At 51.9% G+C, this 18,739-nt stretch carries 15 protein-coding genes; 14 read left to right on the top strand and 1 reads right to left on the bottom strand.

The annotated features are described in order from the left end of the window. Window positions 1-169: 169 nt before the first annotated feature. The 5 genes from fhuB (at window position 170) to ACT3RP_RS02370 (ending at window position 7,339) form a co-directional block, all read left to right on the top strand. Window positions 170-2,170 carry a Fe(3+)-hydroxamate ABC transporter permease FhuB gene (gene fhuB / locus ACT3RP_RS02390; RefSeq protein WP_483393157.1) on the top strand — a complete coding sequence of 667 codons (2,001 nt, stop codon included), beginning with the start codon at window positions 170-172 and terminating at the stop codon, window positions 2,168-2,170. Further along, window positions 2,167-2,718, top strand: a complete 552-nt coding sequence (locus ACT3RP_RS02385) for a sigma-70 family RNA polymerase sigma factor (protein WP_319022233.1) — start codon at window positions 2,167-2,169, stop codon at window positions 2,716-2,718. The genes fhuB and ACT3RP_RS02385 overlap by 4 nt, the downstream gene beginning before the upstream one ends. Beyond that, complete coding sequence (locus ACT3RP_RS02380) at window positions 2,719-3,753, top strand: FecR domain-containing protein (protein ID WP_193063502.1); 1,035 nt, start codon at window positions 2,719-2,721, stop codon at window positions 3,751-3,753. Window positions 3,754-3,838: 85 nt separating this feature from the next. Continuing rightward, window positions 3,839-6,286: a TonB-dependent siderophore receptor gene (locus ACT3RP_RS02375; protein WP_483393156.1), complete on the top strand. Its 2,448-nt coding sequence runs from the start codon at window positions 3,839-3,841 to the stop codon at window positions 6,284-6,286. Between the two features lie 72 nt (window positions 6,287-6,358). Beyond that, window positions 6,359-7,339 carry an ABC transporter substrate-binding protein gene (locus ACT3RP_RS02370; protein WP_441686591.1) on the top strand — a complete coding sequence of 327 codons (981 nt, stop codon included), beginning with the start codon at window positions 6,359-6,361 and terminating at the stop codon, window positions 7,337-7,339. A gap of 153 nt (window positions 7,340-7,492) precedes the next feature. On the opposite strand, the gene ltaE is transcribed toward ACT3RP_RS02370, so the two are convergent. Then, a complete protein-coding gene (ltaE, locus tag ACT3RP_RS02365) occupies window positions 7,493-8,500 on the bottom strand; it encodes a low-specificity L-threonine aldolase (protein ID WP_483393155.1) in 1,008 nt (335 codons plus the stop codon). Window positions 8,501-8,615: 115 nt separating this feature from the next. Here ltaE and ACT3RP_RS02360 point away from each other — a divergent pair, with 115 nt between their 5' ends. The 9 genes from ACT3RP_RS02360 (at window position 8,616) to garD (ending at window position 18,716) form a co-directional block, all read left to right on the top strand. Further along, window positions 8,616-9,854 carry an NAD(P)/FAD-dependent oxidoreductase gene (locus ACT3RP_RS02360; RefSeq protein ID WP_441686589.1) on the top strand — a complete coding sequence of 413 codons (1,239 nt, stop codon included), beginning with the start codon at window positions 8,616-8,618 and terminating at the stop codon, window positions 9,852-9,854. A 52-nt stretch (window positions 9,855-9,906) separates the two neighbouring features. Continuing rightward, on the top strand, window positions 9,907-10,458 hold the full coding sequence (speG, locus tag ACT3RP_RS02355; RefSeq protein WP_096282418.1) for a spermidine N1-acetyltransferase: 552 nt from the start codon (window positions 9,907-9,909) through the stop codon (window positions 10,456-10,458). A 778-nt stretch (window positions 10,459-11,236) separates the two neighbouring features. Next, window positions 11,237-12,049: an alpha/beta fold hydrolase gene (locus ACT3RP_RS02350; RefSeq protein ID WP_444672562.1), complete on the top strand. Its 813-nt coding sequence runs from the start codon at window positions 11,237-11,239 to the stop codon at window positions 12,047-12,049. 35 nt (window positions 12,050-12,084) lie between these two features. Next, window positions 12,085-12,846 (top strand): metallophosphoesterase, encoded by a 762-nt coding sequence (locus tag ACT3RP_RS02345; RefSeq protein WP_483393154.1) that lies wholly within the window; start codon window positions 12,085-12,087, stop codon window positions 12,844-12,846. A gap of 179 nt (window positions 12,847-13,025) precedes the next feature. Then, complete coding sequence (gene kdgD, locus ACT3RP_RS02340; RefSeq protein ID WP_483393153.1) at window positions 13,026-13,940, top strand: 5-dehydro-4-deoxyglucarate dehydratase; 915 nt, start codon at window positions 13,026-13,028, stop codon at window positions 13,938-13,940. A gap of 48 nt (window positions 13,941-13,988) precedes the next feature. Further along, window positions 13,989-15,056: a type 2 periplasmic-binding domain-containing protein gene (locus ACT3RP_RS02335; RefSeq protein WP_483393152.1), complete on the top strand. Its 1,068-nt coding sequence runs from the start codon at window positions 13,989-13,991 to the stop codon at window positions 15,054-15,056. A gap of 87 nt (window positions 15,057-15,143) precedes the next feature. Beyond that, entirely contained in the window at window positions 15,144-15,587 is a 444-nt protein-coding gene (locus ACT3RP_RS02330) for a tripartite tricarboxylate transporter TctB family protein (protein WP_444624552.1), read from the top strand. A gap of 17 nt (window positions 15,588-15,604) precedes the next feature. Next, a complete protein-coding gene (locus tag ACT3RP_RS02325) occupies window positions 15,605-17,128 on the top strand; it encodes a tripartite tricarboxylate transporter permease (protein ID WP_444624553.1) in 1,524 nt (507 codons plus the stop codon). A 19-nt stretch (window positions 17,129-17,147) separates the two neighbouring features. After that, window positions 17,148-18,716, top strand: a complete 1,569-nt coding sequence (garD, locus tag ACT3RP_RS02320; protein ID WP_444624554.1) for a galactarate dehydratase — start codon at window positions 17,148-17,150, stop codon at window positions 18,714-18,716. Window positions 18,717-18,739: the final 23 nt, after the last annotated feature.

The following is an 18,739-nucleotide window of genomic DNA, read 5'->3' as shown; positions in this document are numbered from 1 at the left end:
ATTTATTCATCGATCAAGGTGTCAATTGTAGTGCTAATTATTATCATTTAGAATCATTGTCAATAATTTAACTATTAACCTCCAGAACGATTAAGGCTTGGACAATGACTCTGCTGCCTATCACGTCCTATGTGGCGAACTGCTCGGCGATCACAAAAGGCAGCTCGCTATGCTAGGCGCTGCACAATTTTCCCAACGAGTGGGAGGCATGTCGCCTGCGAAAGCCTGCCTATTGCTTAGCCTGCCGATGGTGGTGCTGTTTTGGGTCGGGCTAGAGGGCCAAGGCGGTTTTGCGCTGGGCCTGCAGGCGTTAGTGGCGCCCTCTTTTGAGAACGTTGACGAGCTGCTGCTCTACTATGCCTGGTGGCCGCGCCTTTCGGTCGCCCTGCTCGCCGGGGGGGGCTTGGGAGTGGCAGGCGTGCTCATGCAGCAGGTCCTGCGCAATCCGTTGGCTTCGCCCACCACCCTGGGGGTGGCATCGGGCGCTAACCTGGCGCTGATGACCGCCACCTTGCTGGCGCCGGGGCTGCTTGTCGCCGGGCGCGAATGGGTCGCCTTATTAGGCGGTGCGCTGGCGGTTGGATTGGTTTTCCTGCTCTCCTGGCGGCGCGGGCTGGCGCCGATCGTGGTGGTGTTGGCGGGTTTGGTGGTCAATCTGTATCTGGGGGCACTCTCCACCGCGTTGTTGCTGTTTAATCACGAGGCGCTCTCGGGGCTGCTGATTTGGGGCGCGGGGTCGCTGGCGCAAAACGGTTGGGACGGGGTGGCGGTGCTCTGGCCACGGCTGGCGATTAGCTGTGTTGCCGCGTGGTTTCTGCTGCGCCCTCTGGCAGTGCTGGAGCTGGATGACGCCAGCGCCAAGAGCTTAGGGGTTTCGCTGACCTATCTGCGCTTTGCTGGAATGGGACTGGCAGTATTTATTACCGGCAGCATTGTCAGCGTGGTGGGCATCATTGGTTTTATTGGCTTGGCAGCGCCCAATATTGTGCGCATGGCCGGTGCGCGCCGCTTAGGGCCGCGGCTAATCTGGTCGGCGCTATTGGGCGCAGTGCTGTTGGCCACCACTGATCTGCTGCTGCAGCAATTCGGTGGCATGATGACGGCCTTTATTCCTACTGGAGCGATTACCGGTGCCCTAGGGGCGCCGCTGTTAATGTGGCTGATTCCTCGCCTGAAACTACAGGGCGACCAGCCACCGAAAGGGGCCGGTGTTTTCGCCCACTGTCACCCTGCGCCGTCACGCTTAGCTACCGGATTACTGCTCGCGTTACTAGGGGCAACGGTTCTTGGCTTGCTGTTTGGCCAGGGCGTAGACGGCTGGTATTGGCTGTCGCCGGATAACTGGAACGTGATGCAGTGGCGCCTGCCGCGAGTGATGGCGGCAGCGGCCAGCGGCTTGATGCTGGCGATTGCCGGGACGATTCTCCAGCGTCTTTCGGCCAACCCCATGGCCAGCCCTGAAGTCTTGGGTATTAGCGGTGGTTGTGCCATTGCGCTGATTCTGGGGATTTTCCTGCTGCCTGCACCCACCAATATGATGCTGATTGGTGTGGGCACCCTAGGCGCTTTCGCGACGCTGCTGGTGTTGGTGGGTATCAACCGCAAGAGCGGTTATCTACCCGAGCGTTTGCTGCTCACCGGGGTGGCGGTCAGTGCGCTGTTTGATGCAGTGCGTAGCGTGATGCTGGCAGGCGGTGACCCGCGTGGCCAGCAGGTGATTGCTTGGCTGGCGGGCTCTACCTATTACGTGGATATCACCAATGCTGTCGTGGTGGGCGGCATTGCGGCCGTATTGGCGCTGGTCACGCTGCCGTTTACCCGCTGGCTGGATATTTTGCCTTTAGGCGCACCGACGGCTAAAGCCCTTGGGGTAACGCTTAACCGTGCTCGCTTGGCGCTGTTGCTACTGGTGGCACTGCTCACTGCTTGCGCGACGCTGGTGGTGGGGCCGCTTTCGTTTATTGGCCTGCTGGCGCCACATATGGCGCGCTTAGTCGGCTTCTCACGGGCGGGTCAGCACCTGTTGGGGGCAGCTTTGATCGGTATGCTGTTGATGGTGCTGGCGGACTGGGTAGGCCGTCAGTTGATTTTTCCCTATGAGATACCGGCGGGTTTGGTCGCCTCCTTGATTGGCGGCGCATACTTTATGTGGGGGCTGCGGCGATTGTGACAGCCACTCGTTTATCCGAATCGATGACTTATGAAACCGGCTGTCGAGACTCACTCGGCCAGCTCTACCATCACCATCAACCTTGGTTACAACAGTTGCTAAGCCGACGACTGGGCTGTGGTGAATCCGCATCTGACCTAGCCCAGGATGCCTTTGTACGTCTGCTGCAATCGCCGCGCCATTTGGACAGTTTCGACGGCGCGAGGGCCTATCTGAGCCGCATGGCTAAAGGGCTATGTGTGGATTATTGGCGTCGGCAAGATATCGAACGCGCCTGGCAAGAGGCGCTGGCTGCCCGCGCTGAAGTACACCTGCCTTCTGCCGAACATCAGCAAATCGTTATCGAGACGCTATGCGAAATCGATCGCATGCTGGCGCGGCTACCCGAAAAAGTCGCTAACGCTTTTCTAGCCTCTCAACTGCAGGGCAAGCCCTACCGTCAGATTGCCAAGGAATTGAGCGTTTCTGAGCGCATGGTCAAAAAATATATGGCCCAGGCCATGTTGCAGTGCGCGCTGATTGAGTCAGGCTTTGAGGCAAGTCTCTAAATGGAGCCTGCTGCCTGCTCGGAAAAAGCTGCTAAGCGCCTTGCGCTGACGGAGGCCGCCGAGTGGTTTGCGGAGTGGCAGGCAGGAGATTTGTCGGCTGCGAAGCATCAGCGCTGGCAAGCTTGGCATGATGCCAACGGCACCCATCGATGGGCTTGGCAGCAGGTGGACGGCGTAAGTCGCCGCTTCACCGATACTTTAGGTGAGAATGAACGCCAAACCGCTGATAGAGTGATCAGCTTGGCGCGACATAGGCGGCGGGGGCGTCGTCATTTGCTGGGCGGTTTGGCTAGCCTTGCATTGGTCGCCGTACTAACCACCGCGCTCTGGCAGAGCACGCCGCTGCCAAGGCTGGTACTGCAATGGGGGGCTGATTATCACACCGGCACCGGCGAAATTTCCCGTATCGTGCTGGAGGATGGTACCCAGGTCTGGCTAAGCAGCGCCTCGGCACTCAATGTTGATTACGATCATCACCAGCGTCGCTTGTCGCTTGTCGCTGGCGAGGTGCTGATTGCGACCGGCGATGACGTCGAAAGACCGTTTTACCTTGATACCCGTCATGCTCGTCTAACGCCGCTGGGCACCCGTTTTAGCGTGAGTGAGCAAGCATCAGGCGAACTGCTGGCAGTGTTTGATGGTGCCGTGGCTATCCATACCCTTGGCAATGCTCAGCACGCTGGTCAGCGACAGGTGGTCAATGCCGGAAAACAGGCCCACTATACCGTTGAGCAAATCGGTGAACTCACGCCAGCTGAAGACCGCCGGGAAGCGTGGGCCAGCGGTATTTTGTTGGCAGATCGTATGCCGCTTAAGACGTTCGCTGCAGAGCTTGGCCGCCACCACCGTGGTCGCCTTGATGTTGACCCTGCGATAGCTGACTTGACACTGCTAGGCGCTTTCCCACTTAGTGACCTGAATCGCACTCTAGATATGATTGAGACCACGCTGCCGGTGAATGTGCGCCAGATCATGCCCTGGTGGATCAAGATTGAGGCAGAAGATGTAATAGAGGCAGGTTCGAACCACAAATAAAAAAACGGCTTTTTGGTTCCCCTTTTTACTGCTGATTCGATTCCCCTATATAAGCAGCAAAAATATAACCATTAGGGGAATCGATATGCCGCAACAACGCACTGCGTTAAACCCATCGACTACCGCAATCCGCCCATTTCCACGGCGGCGCCGCGCCCTCGCGCTGGCGGTTCATCTCTCCGCCGCCGGTTTGCTAGCCATACCTCTGCTGGCGCTACCCGCCATGGCGCAAACCACCCTGCAGCAAACACGCCAATACGATATCCCCGCGGGCCCGATCAGCACGGTGCTTAATCGCTTCGCCGCTGAAGCAGGTGTGTTTATTAGCGGCGCCGGCGAACTAGGAGAAGGGCGCCAAAGCCCTGGCCTGGAGGGTCAGTACAGCGTCGGGGAAGGGCTGGAGCAGCTGCTGAGTGGAGCCAGTCTTAGGGCCATAAGGCAGGGGGATGGCAGTTACCGGCTCGAGGAGCTGCTAAATGACATGTCGTTGTCAACGATTGAGGTGACGGGAGAGCGTCTACCCTTGGGTATGACCGAAAACAGTCATTCCTACACAAGTGAAGGCGTTAGCATCGGCCTGGTTTCACAGTCGGTACAGGAAACGCCTCAGTCCGTTAGCATCGTAACGCGGGAGCGACTGGATGATCAAAATACTACTTCACTGGCTGAGGCCATGCGCAATGTCACTGGTATGACCGTGCGTGAGTACGGGCCAAATCAGTACGAACTCAAGGCCCGAGGCTATAATATTACCTCCTTTCTTATTGATGGTAGTCCTGCTCAGAGTCCAGAAAGCGCCTGGGAAAGCGCAGGATTATTTGATACAGCCCTACTCGATCGCATTGAGGTACTACGTGGGCCTGCGGGTATCCTCCATGGGGCTGGTGAGCCCAGCGGCACCATCAACCTGGTGCGCAAACGTGCTTTAGCTGAAAGCCAAACCTCGGTTACTCTTTCTGCCGGCACAGATGATGCTTATCGGGGGGTCGTCGACGTAACGGGCGCGCTAGATAGTGATGGGCGAGTCCGGGGCCGGTTCGTCGGTGTTTATGATGATCGCGGCTCCTTCATCGACAATGTCTATTCGGAGAACAGAGTCGGTTATGGAACCTTGGAATTCGACCTGACTCCGGACACCACATTGTCCTTGGGGGCAACTATACAAGACGAAGAGTTCCGCCCTAACTCTGGGCTACCGATTTACAGCGACGGGTCATTGCTTCATGTCAGTCGCTCTACTTATCTAGGTTCGGATTGGGAAAAACAAGCAGGCGATGCTCAGCGGTATTTTATGGAATTGGAGCACCGGTTGAACAATGGCGCTGAAATCACTTTTAAAGCCAATCATCTGAATCGAGATTCCAGCCTCCAAAAGACTGAAAGCCATTCGCCTGTTTCAACCGATACCGGTGAATTCTTGATGCGCAGAATCCAGTGGGATCAAGAGCGCCAGGATGAGTATCTCGAATTGCAGGCACGTACTCCCTTTGAACTGGCAGGTACCTCTCACGAAGCCGTACTCGGCGCGAGCTATTTGACTAGGGAAGTTACTCGTAAATTTGCATCTGGTAACCCGGCCACTGTTCCTGCAAGCATTTTCTCTTCAGGCCATAGAACGTCAGAGCCTCCTATTTTCGATCAAAACCCAATCCGTTCTGATCAAACTAGCGAGCAATATGCGATCTATAGCCAAGCTAACTTCAACCTATTCGATCCTCTTACCCTTGCCTTAGGAGGGCGTATCAGTTGGTGGGAAGTTGAGACTTCCGTCAATGTAGGAGGAGCGGTGAGCGAGAATGACGGGAGTGGAACCGAATTCATTCCTTATGCGGGCCTGATATACCGGCTGAATCCCGCAATCAATCTCTACGCCAGCTACACCGGATTTTTCGAACCGCAGCTGACAACAGACCACAACGATAATTTTATCGACCCACGTGAAGGTAACCAGATAGAGATGGGGATCAAAGGATCCAACCTTGAGGGAAGTGTAAACTGGCATGCCGCCGTTTTCCGCATCGAAGACACCAACCGCGCCTACGCTGACCCTATCAATCCTGGTTTCTCAATTCCGATCGGTAAAGCAAGAAGTGAGGGTTTCGAGCTGGAAGTTAGCGGTCAGCTATTTCCTCGCTGGGATCTCACCGCTGGTTATGCTTATACGCAGACAGAGTTCGTGAGGGACGCTAGCTCTGAAGGCCTAACACTCTCACCGGACACGCCGGAGCATAACGTCAACCTGTGGTCACGCTATCACTTTAGTGACAATCCAAATCAGGGGTGGCGCATTGGTGCAGGTGTAAATGCCGTCAGTGGTATTTATGCCGGAAGTGGGGATGTCCAAACTGAACAAGGGGGCTACACCACTGTTTCAGCACTGCTCGGCTATCAAGTCAATGACAACCTGGACATCTCCTTGAATGGTAATAATCTAACCGACAAAGAGTACTACTCTACGGTTCGAGGGGGGAGTAGACATAATTATTACGGTGCGCCAAGAAACTTCATGCTCACCATGGACTACAGTTTCTAATAATTCATGAGCAGGGTGATATATCTGCATTCTAAAGCTTATTAACTTGGCGGAAATTTAAAGGTTGTTAAAATGAAGAATGATAAAAACTGCCGCCAAGTAAATAACACACAAATCACTTCTTATAAGTTTCGCCGTATATTGAGAAACAGCATGATTAATCTCTCTCAACCACAGATAAGTAGAAAATGCGCTCTGCACGCCTTTACTTTGTGCCTTTCTTTTTTTATTGCCGTCATCAGTCATGCTTCATCTCATCCTTCTACAATAGCGCTAAGTTGGACTACTGCCGAAACACTCGTTGCTATTGGTGCTCCGCCAGAAGGCATGTCAATGATAGATAATTATCAACAGTGGGGGAGTATAAGATCACTTTCGGAAGACATAGTTGAGGTTGGCGTCTCTTTTCAACCAAACCTTGAACTCATTACATCAATGCATCCAGATATCATAATGTCAGACAGTGTTTTCGTAGTATTCGATGAGAAATTATCAGATAGAGTTAACACATATCGCTTCACCCTTTATCAAGAAGAAGTAGACCGTTGGAATGAACTTACAGAGTTCACAAGACAAGTAGCCACCGCTATTATGCAGCCAGATTCTGGTGAGGTGTATATAGCCGACGTTGAAAATAACATTGAACACCTAAAAAATAGAATCAGGGAATGGAACGAACCATTGCTGATTATTCGCGCTCTAGATGCCCAGCATGTGAGAGTTTATGGAGAAAACAGCCTGGTTCAAGCCGTGCTTGACCGTTTGGGTCTGTCCAACGCTTGGCAAGAACCAACAAGTCAGAAAGGATTTTCGATTGTCGGTGTAGAAGCGCTAGTCGACATTAATGCGCGACTAGTCATCGTGGAAGGCCCGCAACTTTCCGGGAATATAGCCGATCAACTTGCCGGCCGTGGCCTATGGCAGTATGTGCCCAGCATTCGAGAAAACAATTTAATAACTGTTCCTCCATTCTGGGTATTTGGCGCTCTCCCCTCAGCCCTTCGCTTTGCCGAATCTCTTGTTGAGGCACTGGATGAATCAGCTATCCCCTAGCAGCTTTCTGTTATTTATGTGTGCTTTACGCCACAGCATATGGCGTGCTTAGTCAGCTTCTCTGAGCGGGACGCATACTTTATGTGGGGTGATGTCGTGGGAGCTGAGGCGGCTGTAGTGCTTTATCAACACGCTAGCCCCACGAGATGCCGTTCAGTGCTGGCTGAAGTAGGCATTCATCACCGCAATAACCTTATCAATATTCGCATCGTTGATATCGCGGTGCACAACGAAGCGCGTGGCGTAAAGCAGCTCAATAAGTACGCCATGCTCTTTGAGCCAAGCGGAAAGTGGCTGGATATGGGCATCAGGGAAGCGTGCGAATACCATGTTGGTAGCCTGGGAAGTGATTTCAACGCCGGGCAGTTTCGCGAGGCCTTCCGCTAGGCGTTCGGCGCGGCGATGATCATGACTTAGATCAGCCACGTGATGGTCCAACGCGTGCTGGCAAGCGGCGGCGATAATGCCTGCTTGGCGCATGCCGCCACCGACCATTTTGCGTAAACGGCGTGCCTTATCGATTAACGCCTGTGAGCCGACCAAGGCTGAGCCCATCGGTGCACCAAGGCCTTTTGAAAAGCATAGAGACACACTGTCGAAAGGCTGGCAGAGCTGCTTCAGTGAGGTGTTCGTAGCGACGGCAGCATTAAACAGTCGTGCGCCGTCTAAGTGTGTCGCCAGCCCGCGTTCACGCGCCAAATTCGTTGCTGCAATGACGTAATCTGCCGATAGCACTTTGCCGGCCATCGTGTTTTCCAAGGCCAGAAGTTTACTGCGCGCAAAGTGAAAATCATCAGCCTTGATGGCCGCGCTTATTTTCTCAAGTGGCAGCGTTCCGTCGGAGGCATTCTCAATCGGCTGGGGTTGAATGCTGCCTAAGACCGCGGCACCCCCGCCTTCATAGCGATAGGTATGGGCTGACTGCCCCACGATATACTCATCGCCGCGTTCGCAGTGCGCCATTAACCCGACGAGATTACTTTGCGTGCCGCTAGGAAATAGCAGGGCGGCCTCTGCCCCAGCCAGCTCGGCTAGAGTTGCTTGAAAGGCGTTGACTGTTGGGTCATCGCCCCACACGTCATCGCCCACCGGAGCCGCCATCATGGCCTCTTTCATAGCGGTCGTTGGGCGTGTCACCGTATCACTGCGTAAATCAATCATGCGCCTCTCCTTTTTTTGTGGTGGCAGTTACTTAGGCATGTTTTCTCAAGCACGTTTTGAAGGATGCATCTATGGTTAACAGCATACTGCAAGTCTCTCCAGCATAGGCAACCCGATGGATCTAAAAAGTGGCTATCCCTATTGGGCGATCAAAAATGGCCTGCTGACAGCGTTTCCCAAGCTTATCCACCATCATGCGTGTGACGTTGTGGTGATTGGCGGCGGTATTACCGGCGCCTTAATCGCTGATGAGCTTAGTCGACACGGCCATCACGTGGTGGTCATTGAGCAGCGTGATGTGGGGTGGGGTAGCTCTGCGGCGAGCACGGCGTTGCTACAATACGAAATAGATACGCACATGACCGATTTGGCCAAACGCTACGGAGAAGCCGATGCAGTACTCGCTTATCGCGCCTGTGCTCAAGCGATTGGCGAGATTGAAGCACTGGCGGTGGCGCTAGGCGACGTAGATTTTGAGCGCCAGAAGAGCCTCTACTATGCCAGTCACGAAGGAGATGTGGCAGCCCTCAAAGAGGAGCTGACGCTGCGCCAAAAGCACGGATTTGATGCCACATGGCTGGACAGTGATGCCATTTTAGCGGAATACGGCTTTGAAGCGCCTGGGGCTATTCTTACCCAGCTGGCAGCCAGTATTGATCCTTACCGTATGGCCTATCGGCTATTTAATGCCGTTGTCGAGCGTGGAGGGGAGGTATACGACCGCACGCAAATGGCGTCCATGTCGCCTGACGAGCAGGGCGTGACGTTAACGCTTACTAACGGGGCTACGCTGCGCTGTCAGCACTTAATTATGGCGGCGGGGTATGAGTCACAAGCCTGGCTACCTGAGAAAGTGGCGATCAATCGCAGCAGCTACGCTTTTATCACCGACCCGCTTGCACCTGAGGCGTTAGGGGCATTACGCCACACGATGGTGTGGGAGTCAGCGCGCCCGTACCTTTATATGCGTTGCACCGGTGACGGCCGCTTATTAGTAGGCGGTGATGACGACGATGAAGATATTCCTAAGCGTCGCGATGCTCGGGTTGAGGAGAAAGCCGCTGGTTTGGCGCGTAAGATAGAAGCGCTATGGCCGAGGCTTGATATGAATCCCACCTTCTCATGGGGCGGCACTTTTGCTGAAACGGAGGATGGCCTGCCTTTTTTTGGCCCTCACGAGGCGTTTGGCTCGCGCGTACACTTTGCCATGGCATATGGCGGTAATGGCATAAGCTATAGCATGATTGGCGCAACGTTGCTGCGCGCGCTTATAGAGGGTAGAGAACACCCGTTGGAAGCGCTGTTTTCGTTTCAGCGTCTGGCTAAATTAGCTGCGCGGCAAGACGACCCTTAACACACGCTTCAAGATGCGCATGATTGAGCGATATCGATAAGGATGGAAAATGATGGGCCACGCACTTTATTTACGCGCACTGGAGCGCAACGACCTGCGTTTTGTGCATGAGCTAAATAATAACCAGAGCATTATGTCGTACTGGTTTGAAGAGCCTTACGAGTCATTTGACGAGCTAGAGGAGCTTTATAACAAGCATATTCACGACAATGCTGAACGACGATTTGTGGCAGAGGATGGCAATAGTGACGCGATTGGTTTGGTAGAGCTGATTGAGATTGACTACATCCACCGCAGCGGTGAGTTTCAAATTATCATTGCGCCCGATTATCAGGGTAAAGGCTTTGCCCGATCATTAATTCAACAGGCGCTGCACTACTCTTTCACCATCTTAAACCTACATAAGGTGTACCTGATTGTGGCGGTGGAAAACGTCAAAGCAATCCATCTTTACGAAGAGAGCGGGTTTATTGAGGAGGGAAAGCTGGTTCAAGAGTTCTTTATTAACGGAAAATATCGCGATGTAAAACGAATGTATATTCTACAAGATACCTTCCTAGCCCAGCTCGACAGTGCCGACGCTCCAGAAACTAACTGGCTATAAAAAAGCGCCTCGTTCATACGAGGCGCTGGGGGGCTGAAACAGATCTTGAGCAATTGCTTTAGCGCAGGAAATCCTTAATAGCATCAAGGGCAGCTAGCTGCTGCCTTGCGCGCTGTGCCCATACTTCCATGACATCGTCGTTTAATGTTTGAGCTTGGGCGTTTGAATATTGCATGGCGTTCACTCCTTTATTTAAAGGGACATTAGTCAGAGGTGCATGACAGAAATGCATGCAACATTTTGTTATAGAGCCTGTATTGTGCGCAGCAGCATTTTCGCTATTGGTCACGATAGTAAGGACTTTCAGAGGCTTGTGATAGTCCAAACGGTGTAGGTAATCGGCTATTTTATGTAAGCCTGGGCTTACATAAGGTGCGTTAGGGCTATTATATCTTTGAATGGAAAAGGTTTTCATAAAATTAAAAAAGCCGGAAATTATTCCGGCTGCATGGCTTATCTTTTGGTCTTGGGGTAGCAAAAGCAGCTGAATTAACCTAAATAGGCTGTCAGTGCTTCGGCGGCGGCACGATGCCACTGGGCGTTTAAGTTCCAGAACGCTAGAACTTCATTATCGCGCGCAGGGTGTAACGTTAGAAATGTCATTTTGTGGCCCTCCTAGTGGGACAACATCTCTAGTATAGCTGTTTTTTGCTGCATCGCAGCATTTTTGCGTAAGAAGCATTCCTGACAATCTAACTGGCACACATTGGCAATCATTGGAGCCACCGCGCTGGCGTGCTATGTTCATCGTCAACTAATAAAAATCACGTAGCTGCTAATGACGAACTCAGCCTTATCCTCTTTCGAACAGCATGACCAGTGGGTCGATGTGCCCGATGGCCGCCTGTTTACGCGCACCTGGCAGCCAAGTAATACACAAATGCCTGAAACCCCCATCGTCTTGCTGCACGACTCTTTAGGTTGCGTTGCGCTATGGCGCAGCTTTCCCGCGGCGCTATGCGTCGCCACCCAGCGTCGCGTGATTGCCTATGATCGCGTTGGTTTTGGCCTATCTGCCGCGCGTAACGATATTCTGTCGTTAAGTTTTATCGATGATGAACCCAGCCAAGGGTTTGCAGCGCTTCGCGATGCTTTGGGCGTAGAGCGTTTTATCGCGATGGGGCACAGCGTGGGTGGCTGTATGGCCGTTCAGTGTGCGGGGGCTTACGCCGATGATTGCGATGGTTTAGTCACTATTTCTGCGCAGGCCTTTAATGAACAGCGCACGCGAAGCGGCATCGTAGAAGCCCAGGCCGCATTTCAGGCACCAGAGCAGCTTGCTAAGCTAACCAAATACCACGGCGATAAAGCCCGCTGGGTGCTCAATGCCTGGACAGAAACATGGCTGAATCCAGCGTTTGAAAACTGGTCATTAGTGCCCGCTCTTGAGCGCGTCAAGTGCCCCAGCTTGATCATTCATGGGGCAAACGATGAGTATGGTTCTCGTCGGCAGCCGGAAAGCATTGCGCGCCATCTTAACGGCCCCGCACATTGCGAAATACTGGCAAATATCCATCATGTACCTCACCGTGAATGTGAAGCCGATGTGGTGAACTTGGTAAGCCAGTTTGTTGAGCAGATTTCGCGCTAAGTTCTGCTCTGAGTGACGAGTAAAAGGGGGAGTCAATGCGCCTGCGTGTTTTGTCTGATTTACACTTGGAGTACTTTGATGGATACCGCGAATTGCCTGAGGTTGAGGCTGACGTAGTCATTCTGGCGGGCGATATTCACCGCCAGTGTGAGGGGCTTGCCTGGGCTCGCCGGAGCTTTCCAAACACACCCATTATCTACGTGCCCGGTAATCACGAGTTCTATAATACCTGCCTGCCATTGCTGCGCGAGGGGCTGGCAGAAGAAGCCGAGCGGCTCGAGATTGAGCTACTGGATTGTCGTAGCATTACGCTGAACGGCGTGCGTTTTTACGGCACCACGCTATGGACCGATTTTGCGCTTTACGCTGGTGATCCAACAAAAAATCCGGCTGATACCCTGTCTAAAGCGCTCCGCTATATGCCTGATTTTCGCATCGTCAAAACCGCGCCAGAGCGCATTTTTACGCCTGAAGAAAGCTGCCAGCTGCATAGTGAAGCGCGTCATTGGCTCGAAGGGGAGCTCGCACAGCCGTTTGATGGCCCCAAGGTGGTGATCAGTCATCATGCACCGCTTCACGACTGCATTCCCGGTCAATATTTAGGCGATGACCTTTCCCCTGCGTTTGCCTCTCATCTTCCTCATTTAATGGGCAAAATGGATGTATGGATTCATGGGCACGTTCATGAGCCGGTCGATATTTTGCGTAACGGCACTCGGATTCTTGCCAATCCCGGTGGTTATCCGGATGAATTCAACCCAGCGTTGTTTAGGCCAGATTGGGTCGTTAATATCTAATTATAATGATCATTGCCAGTTTTGGCCTACTACTTTGGTTTAGATTTCGCGAGTTCTGCTTGCTTCCCCAGCGTGAGGTACTTATCTTCATGGTTGTATGATGTATTACATTAGGCGTTGGGCGGCTCGATGGTACTAGCTCACCCAGGGATCAACGCATTTATAAAAGAGGGTACAACGTGAAATTTTCAAAAGAAGCAGTAACAAATGCCATTGGCGATGGCCTGCTATCATTTCCTATTACTGATTTTGATAGCCAAGGCCGCTTTGATGAGGCGAGCTATCGTGAGCGTTTAGAGTGGTTCATCAGTCATGATATTTCAGCCGTTTTTGTAGCCGGCGGTACGGGTGAGTTTTTTAGCTTGTCGCTTGACGAGTATCGCCAGATTGTTCGCGTTGCGGTTGAGGTCATTGATGGCCGACTGCCGGTTATTGCTAGCGCTGGGTTGAGCGTTGAAGCAAGCGTGGCGTTTGCAAAGGCGGCAGAAGAGGCGGGTGCTGATGGCATTCTCTTAATGCCTCCATACCTTACCGAGTGCCCACAGGATGGGTTGGTCGAGTATGCACGCCAAGTGTGTGACTCTACTGAGTTAAACGTGATTTATTACAATCGCGGCAACGGTATTATGACGGCTCCTTCCGTTCAGCGGCTTGCCGATCTTTGCCCCAATCTGATTGGTTTGAAAGATGGCAAAGGTGACATTCAGGCGTTAAACAAAATTATCAAAACGGTTGGCGATCGTCTGTCCTATATCGGCGGTGTTCCTACGGCTGAAATCTTTGCCGAAGCCTATCTCTCTATTGGCGTGAATACTTACTCCTCGGCGGTATTCAACTTCGTTCCTGATATGGCGGTTACCTTCTACAAGGAACTGCGTAAAGGAAATAAAGACGTTGTTAAACAAATTACCAACGACTTTTTCATTCCGTTTGTAGACCTACGTGATCAAAAAGCCGGCTATGCCGTCAGCTTGATTAAAGCCGGCGCTGCTCTTATAGGTCGCCCAGCAGGCGACGTGCGGGCACCGTTGGTTATGCCTTCTTCTGCTGAATGTAAAGAGCTAGAGACACTCATTGATTGTGTCAAGAAGTGATAACCACTAAGCGACAATAAATCAATAATGCACGCAAGAGGCTAACTGATGATGATATCTAAGAAGGTGGTTGCAACCGTTGGCTCAGCTACATTGCTAGCAGCATTTGCCATCCATTCTGGGGTTGTCATGGCTCAAGAGGGCCAGCTCCGCGGTAATATTCGGGTGGTGATTGGCTCTACGTCTACCGGGGGCGACACCTATCAAAATGCCAGCATTGTCGTTGACCGATTAGCTGAGCGCCTCGGCCTCAACATGAAGGTAGATGCGGTTGGGGCAAGCTCCGCTTTTCGTACCCTGGACAGGGACTCTCGCGGCAATACGTTGATGATCTTTCATGATCAGTCATACCTTGGGCACCTTTATGGTGTTCAGGGATATGACGACATTTTTGAGAAGTACATCATTGGCCCCACGATCTCGATTAATCCGGGTAATGCCTATCTAGTACCTAAGGATTCTCCTTATGAAAATCTCGATGACATTATTGAGGCGGTAGGCAGTGGCGAGACTGTTCGTGTTGCGGTCCAGCCTGGTGGCGTTTCTGAGATCGGCTTTAGTGCCTTGAAAAACGCGATTGCTATCGAGCATCCGGGGCAAGAGGATAATTTAGTTGCCGTTAATACCGGCTCTCAGTCCGATAAAAATCAGCAGCTTTTCGATGGCCAAGCCGATGTTATCAACGGCAGCGTTCAGGCCAATGAGCAGTACACGCGCCTGCCGGAAGACGATCAGAAAGCTATGCGGTTTATTTGGCTAACGGCTCGTCAGAGCACGATTGAGCAAGCCAATGAAGAGGGGTTAGGTCAAACCACCCGCGAGCAGTTGCTTGAGTATGTTGAGCCTAACGTCCATGTGACGATTGGGGGCGATGCGGCTGAAGACGAGAGCTTTACCTTCGATAAAGAGTTCTTCTTCCTTTACAACAAAGAGATGGACGCAGGCATCGTAAGCCAGATTGACGAAGCGCTTGCTGAAATCTATGCGGAAGGAGAAATTCAAGAAGTCCTACAGAACTCTTTCTTTATCCCCGATTTTAAACCTTCTGAAGAAGCGTCTGAGTACTTGCACGATAAAATGTCTCGTTACGAAGAAATCATTAATAACATTAAGTAAACGCGGTGAAACTAGCGGCTTGTATGCCGCTAGCTTTTTGTATGCCGAGAATGATAAGCATGCGGCCCATCAATGTCTGGAGCTAGTATGGAGTCAGGTCTAACCAGTTTATTAAGCGTTTCGATAGATTTCGAAACCTCCCACTTATTCTTTCCGAGGATTATCCACTGGATGATGGGTGGCCTGTTTGCCCTGATTTTGTTAACCAAGGTAGCGCCTTTTTTAGTGGCTGTGAAACGAGGCGAGCGGACTCTGCCGATCGTCGGTGAGCCTATGGATCGCTTTCGTTTTTTTGGCACTCTTATCCTTATAGCGGCGTATTTTTACTTGATGGCCGTCGTAGGCGATCTTTTCCCGTATACGGGCTATGGCTTTCTATTTGTTTCAATGGCTTTCGTGCTTCTTATGTCACTTCTGTATGTGCATGAGTGGACGAAAAGGTCAGTGACTATCATCGTCATTAATGCTGTTGTCGCCCCTAGTTTAGCCTGGTTCGTTCTCGCCAAGCTGTTCACCATCACTTTACCGTGACCTAAGCGAGTACCGCCATGGAATTCCTGTCACTGCTCGATCTCACTTTTTTTCTGCTCGTCGGATTTGGAACCCTAGTTGGTATCATCTTCGGCGCTATTCCCGGTATGACGGCGACGATGGCCGTCGCCGTTTGCTTGCCACTGACCTATGCACTAGGGCTTAACTACGGTTTAGCGTTATTACTTGGCCTCTATGTGGGCGGTATTTCGGGTGGCATGGTGCCTGCTGTGCTGCTCAATATTCCGGGTACGCCATCTTCTATTACCACCACGTTTGACGGCTATCCGATGGCCCGTAAAGGTGAGGGGGAAAAGGCGCTACGGATCTGCGTAGTTGCTTCCGTCGTTGGTGGGCTTATTAGTGCCGCTGTACTGTTTCTGTTTGCTCCTTTGCTAGCCGACTTTTCGATTAAGTTCTCTTATGTAGAGAAGTTTCTCATTATTCTATTGGCCCTGAGCGTTATAGCCTCTCTTTCAAGCAGCATGCTGGTGGGTATCTTCAGCGGTGTGATTGGCATCTGGCTTAGTTTGATTGGCGACTACAGTATTTCAGATGGCGGTAATGGTCATACCCGGTTGATGTTCGACTTTATGGAGCCTTACTTATTTGAAGGATTCTCACTGCTTCCGGTATTGATCGGTATTTTTGGTATATCCGCGATTTTGCTAGACGCTGAAAAAGGCGTTCGCAGCGATGTGAGTAACGAGCGTATGAAGGTTGGCAAGCAGAGCCCGTTTTCTCTGTCGATCTTCAAAGGTAGTTTTGTGAATTTAACGCGCTCTTCTTTTATCGGTACTTTTATTGGCATACTGCCTGGTGTTGGTGGCAGCGCTGCATCGGTGCTGGCCTATACCCAGGAGAAAAACCTGGCTCGCGACTCTTCTCAAATGGGTAAAGGCGCGCCTCAAGGGTTGATTGCGTCTGAGTCTGCTAACAATGCGCTAACCGGCGGTGCACTTATCCCGTTGCTGTCGCTAGGTATTCCTGGTGACGCTACGACGGCGGTGCTTATTGGTGCTTTTACTCTCCAGGGTATTCAAGTAGGGCCGCTGTTTATCCCAGAAAATACCGAAACGTGGTACATCATGATGACGGCATTAATATTTGCCAATATCGTCATGTTCTTTTTAATGTTCTATGCCATTAAATACATTGCCAAGGTGGTGATGGTACCCAAACATATTCTCTATCCCATCATTGTCATGATGTGCGTGGTCGGCGCTTATGCGATTAATTACGGCATTATGTTCGATGTTTGGACGCTGCTTATCTTTGGCGTATTGGGCTATGTGATTCAGAAAATCGGTTTAGAAGTGGCTCCTCTTATCATCGGCTTTATCTTAGGAAGCCAGATAGAAGTCTACTTTGTTAAAAGCCTCGAATCTTTTGGCACTTACTCCATCTTTTTTACCAAAAGTCCGATTGCCATGGTGCTGTGGGGGTTAATCGCTGCCTCCGTCATTTTCTCGATCATCATGGGATTTAAGTCTCGCGCCAGGCAAAAGCTGGAATTGAGCCAAGCCGCCGACAATAAATAATCTACTTTTGGAAAACACCATGACACAGACCATGACTAGCGCTCGCGTAATTAAAGTACATCCCAATGATAATGTTGCCATTGTCATTGAGCACGGCGGTCTTGCCGAAGGTGCTCTGATTGAAGAGGGGTGCACCACGACCATGTCGATTCCTCAGGGCCACAAGGTGGCTCTGGTGGATTTAGCGAAAGGTGATCAAGTTGTTCGCTATGGTGAAGTGATCGGTAACGCGGAAACCGCTATTTCTAGCGGTGGCCATGTTAACGAAACAAATATGCGCATGCCTGTCGCGCCTGCACTCGACGAACTACCGCTGGCTACGCGTAAGGCACCGGCCGCTGAGCCACTATATGGCTACACTTTTGAGGGTTTTCGCAATCCTGATGGCAGCGCTGGCACCAAGAACGTATTGGGCATTACCACCAGCGTGCAGTGTGTTGCGGGCACCGTCGACTACGTGGTGCAGCGTATTAAGAGTGAGCTGCTGCCGCGCTTTTCCAACGTAGACGACGTAGTGGGGCTGAATCATAGCTATGGCTGTGGCGTGGCTATTAATGCACCGGCTGCTATCGTGCCGATTCGCACCCTTAAAAACATCGCTTTGAATCCGAATTTTGGTAACGAGATCATGATCATTGGTCTGGGTTGCGAGAAGCTGCAGCCTTCTACGTTGCTTGATGATCGACCCGTCAAAATCTATGAGAACACCGAGGCTGCTGACCCTGAAGCCAATGTGCTGAGCCTTCAAGATGAAAGCTTTGAAGGGTTTGGAGAGATGGTCGAGGGCATTTTGGCCATGGCTGAGCGGCATTTAGAGCGGCTCAATCGCCGTCAGCGGGAAACTTGCCCAGCATCAGATTTAGTCGTTGGCATGCAGTGTGGTGGCAGTGATGCCTTCTCTGGGGTTACCGCGAATCCTGCGGTCGGCTTTGCGACGGATCTTATTGTGCGAGCCGGCGGCAGCGTGATGTTTTCCGAAGTGACAGAAGTGCGCGATGCCATCCATCTGTTGACGCCACGCGCTATCGACGAGCAGGTGGGCAGGGCGCTGATTGAGCAAATGGCCTGGTACGATGACTATCTTGCTCAGGGGCAGGCAGATCGCAGCGCTAACCCATCACCTGGCAATAAAAAGGGTGGTCTCAGTAATGTGGTTGAAAAAGCATTGGGCTCAGTCATCAAATCGGGTAACTCGCCCATTGTTGACGTGATCGGCCCGGGTGAGCGCCTGCGTCGAAAAGGGCTGACCTTTGCGGCCACGCCCGCTAGCGACTTCATTTGTGGAACCCTGCAGCTAGCCGCTGGAATGAATTTACAAGTATTCACTACGGGCCGTGGAACGCCTTATGGGTTAGCCATGGTGCCCGTGCTTAAAGTGTCTACTAACTCCCATCTTGGCCGGCGCTGGCATGACATTATCGATTTGGATGCAGGCTCCATTGCCACGGGTGATGCCAGTATCGAAGAGGTTGGCTGGGAGCTGTTTCATCTAATTCTTGATGTCGCCAGTGGTCGTAAACAGGCCGCCGCTGATCGGCTAGGTATTCATAACGACCTGGTGTTGTTTAACCCGGCCCCCGTAACCTGATTGCAAGGATAGGTTTTTGGTAA

This window comes from Halomonas sp. AOP5-B2-8 (assembly GCF_052376475.1).
Taxonomy (GTDB): Bacteria; Pseudomonadota; Gammaproteobacteria; order Pseudomonadales; family Halomonadaceae; genus Vreelandella; species Vreelandella casei.
Note: the sequence above shows the minus strand (reverse complement) of the source record. Positions and strands in the feature narration are given on the sequence as shown.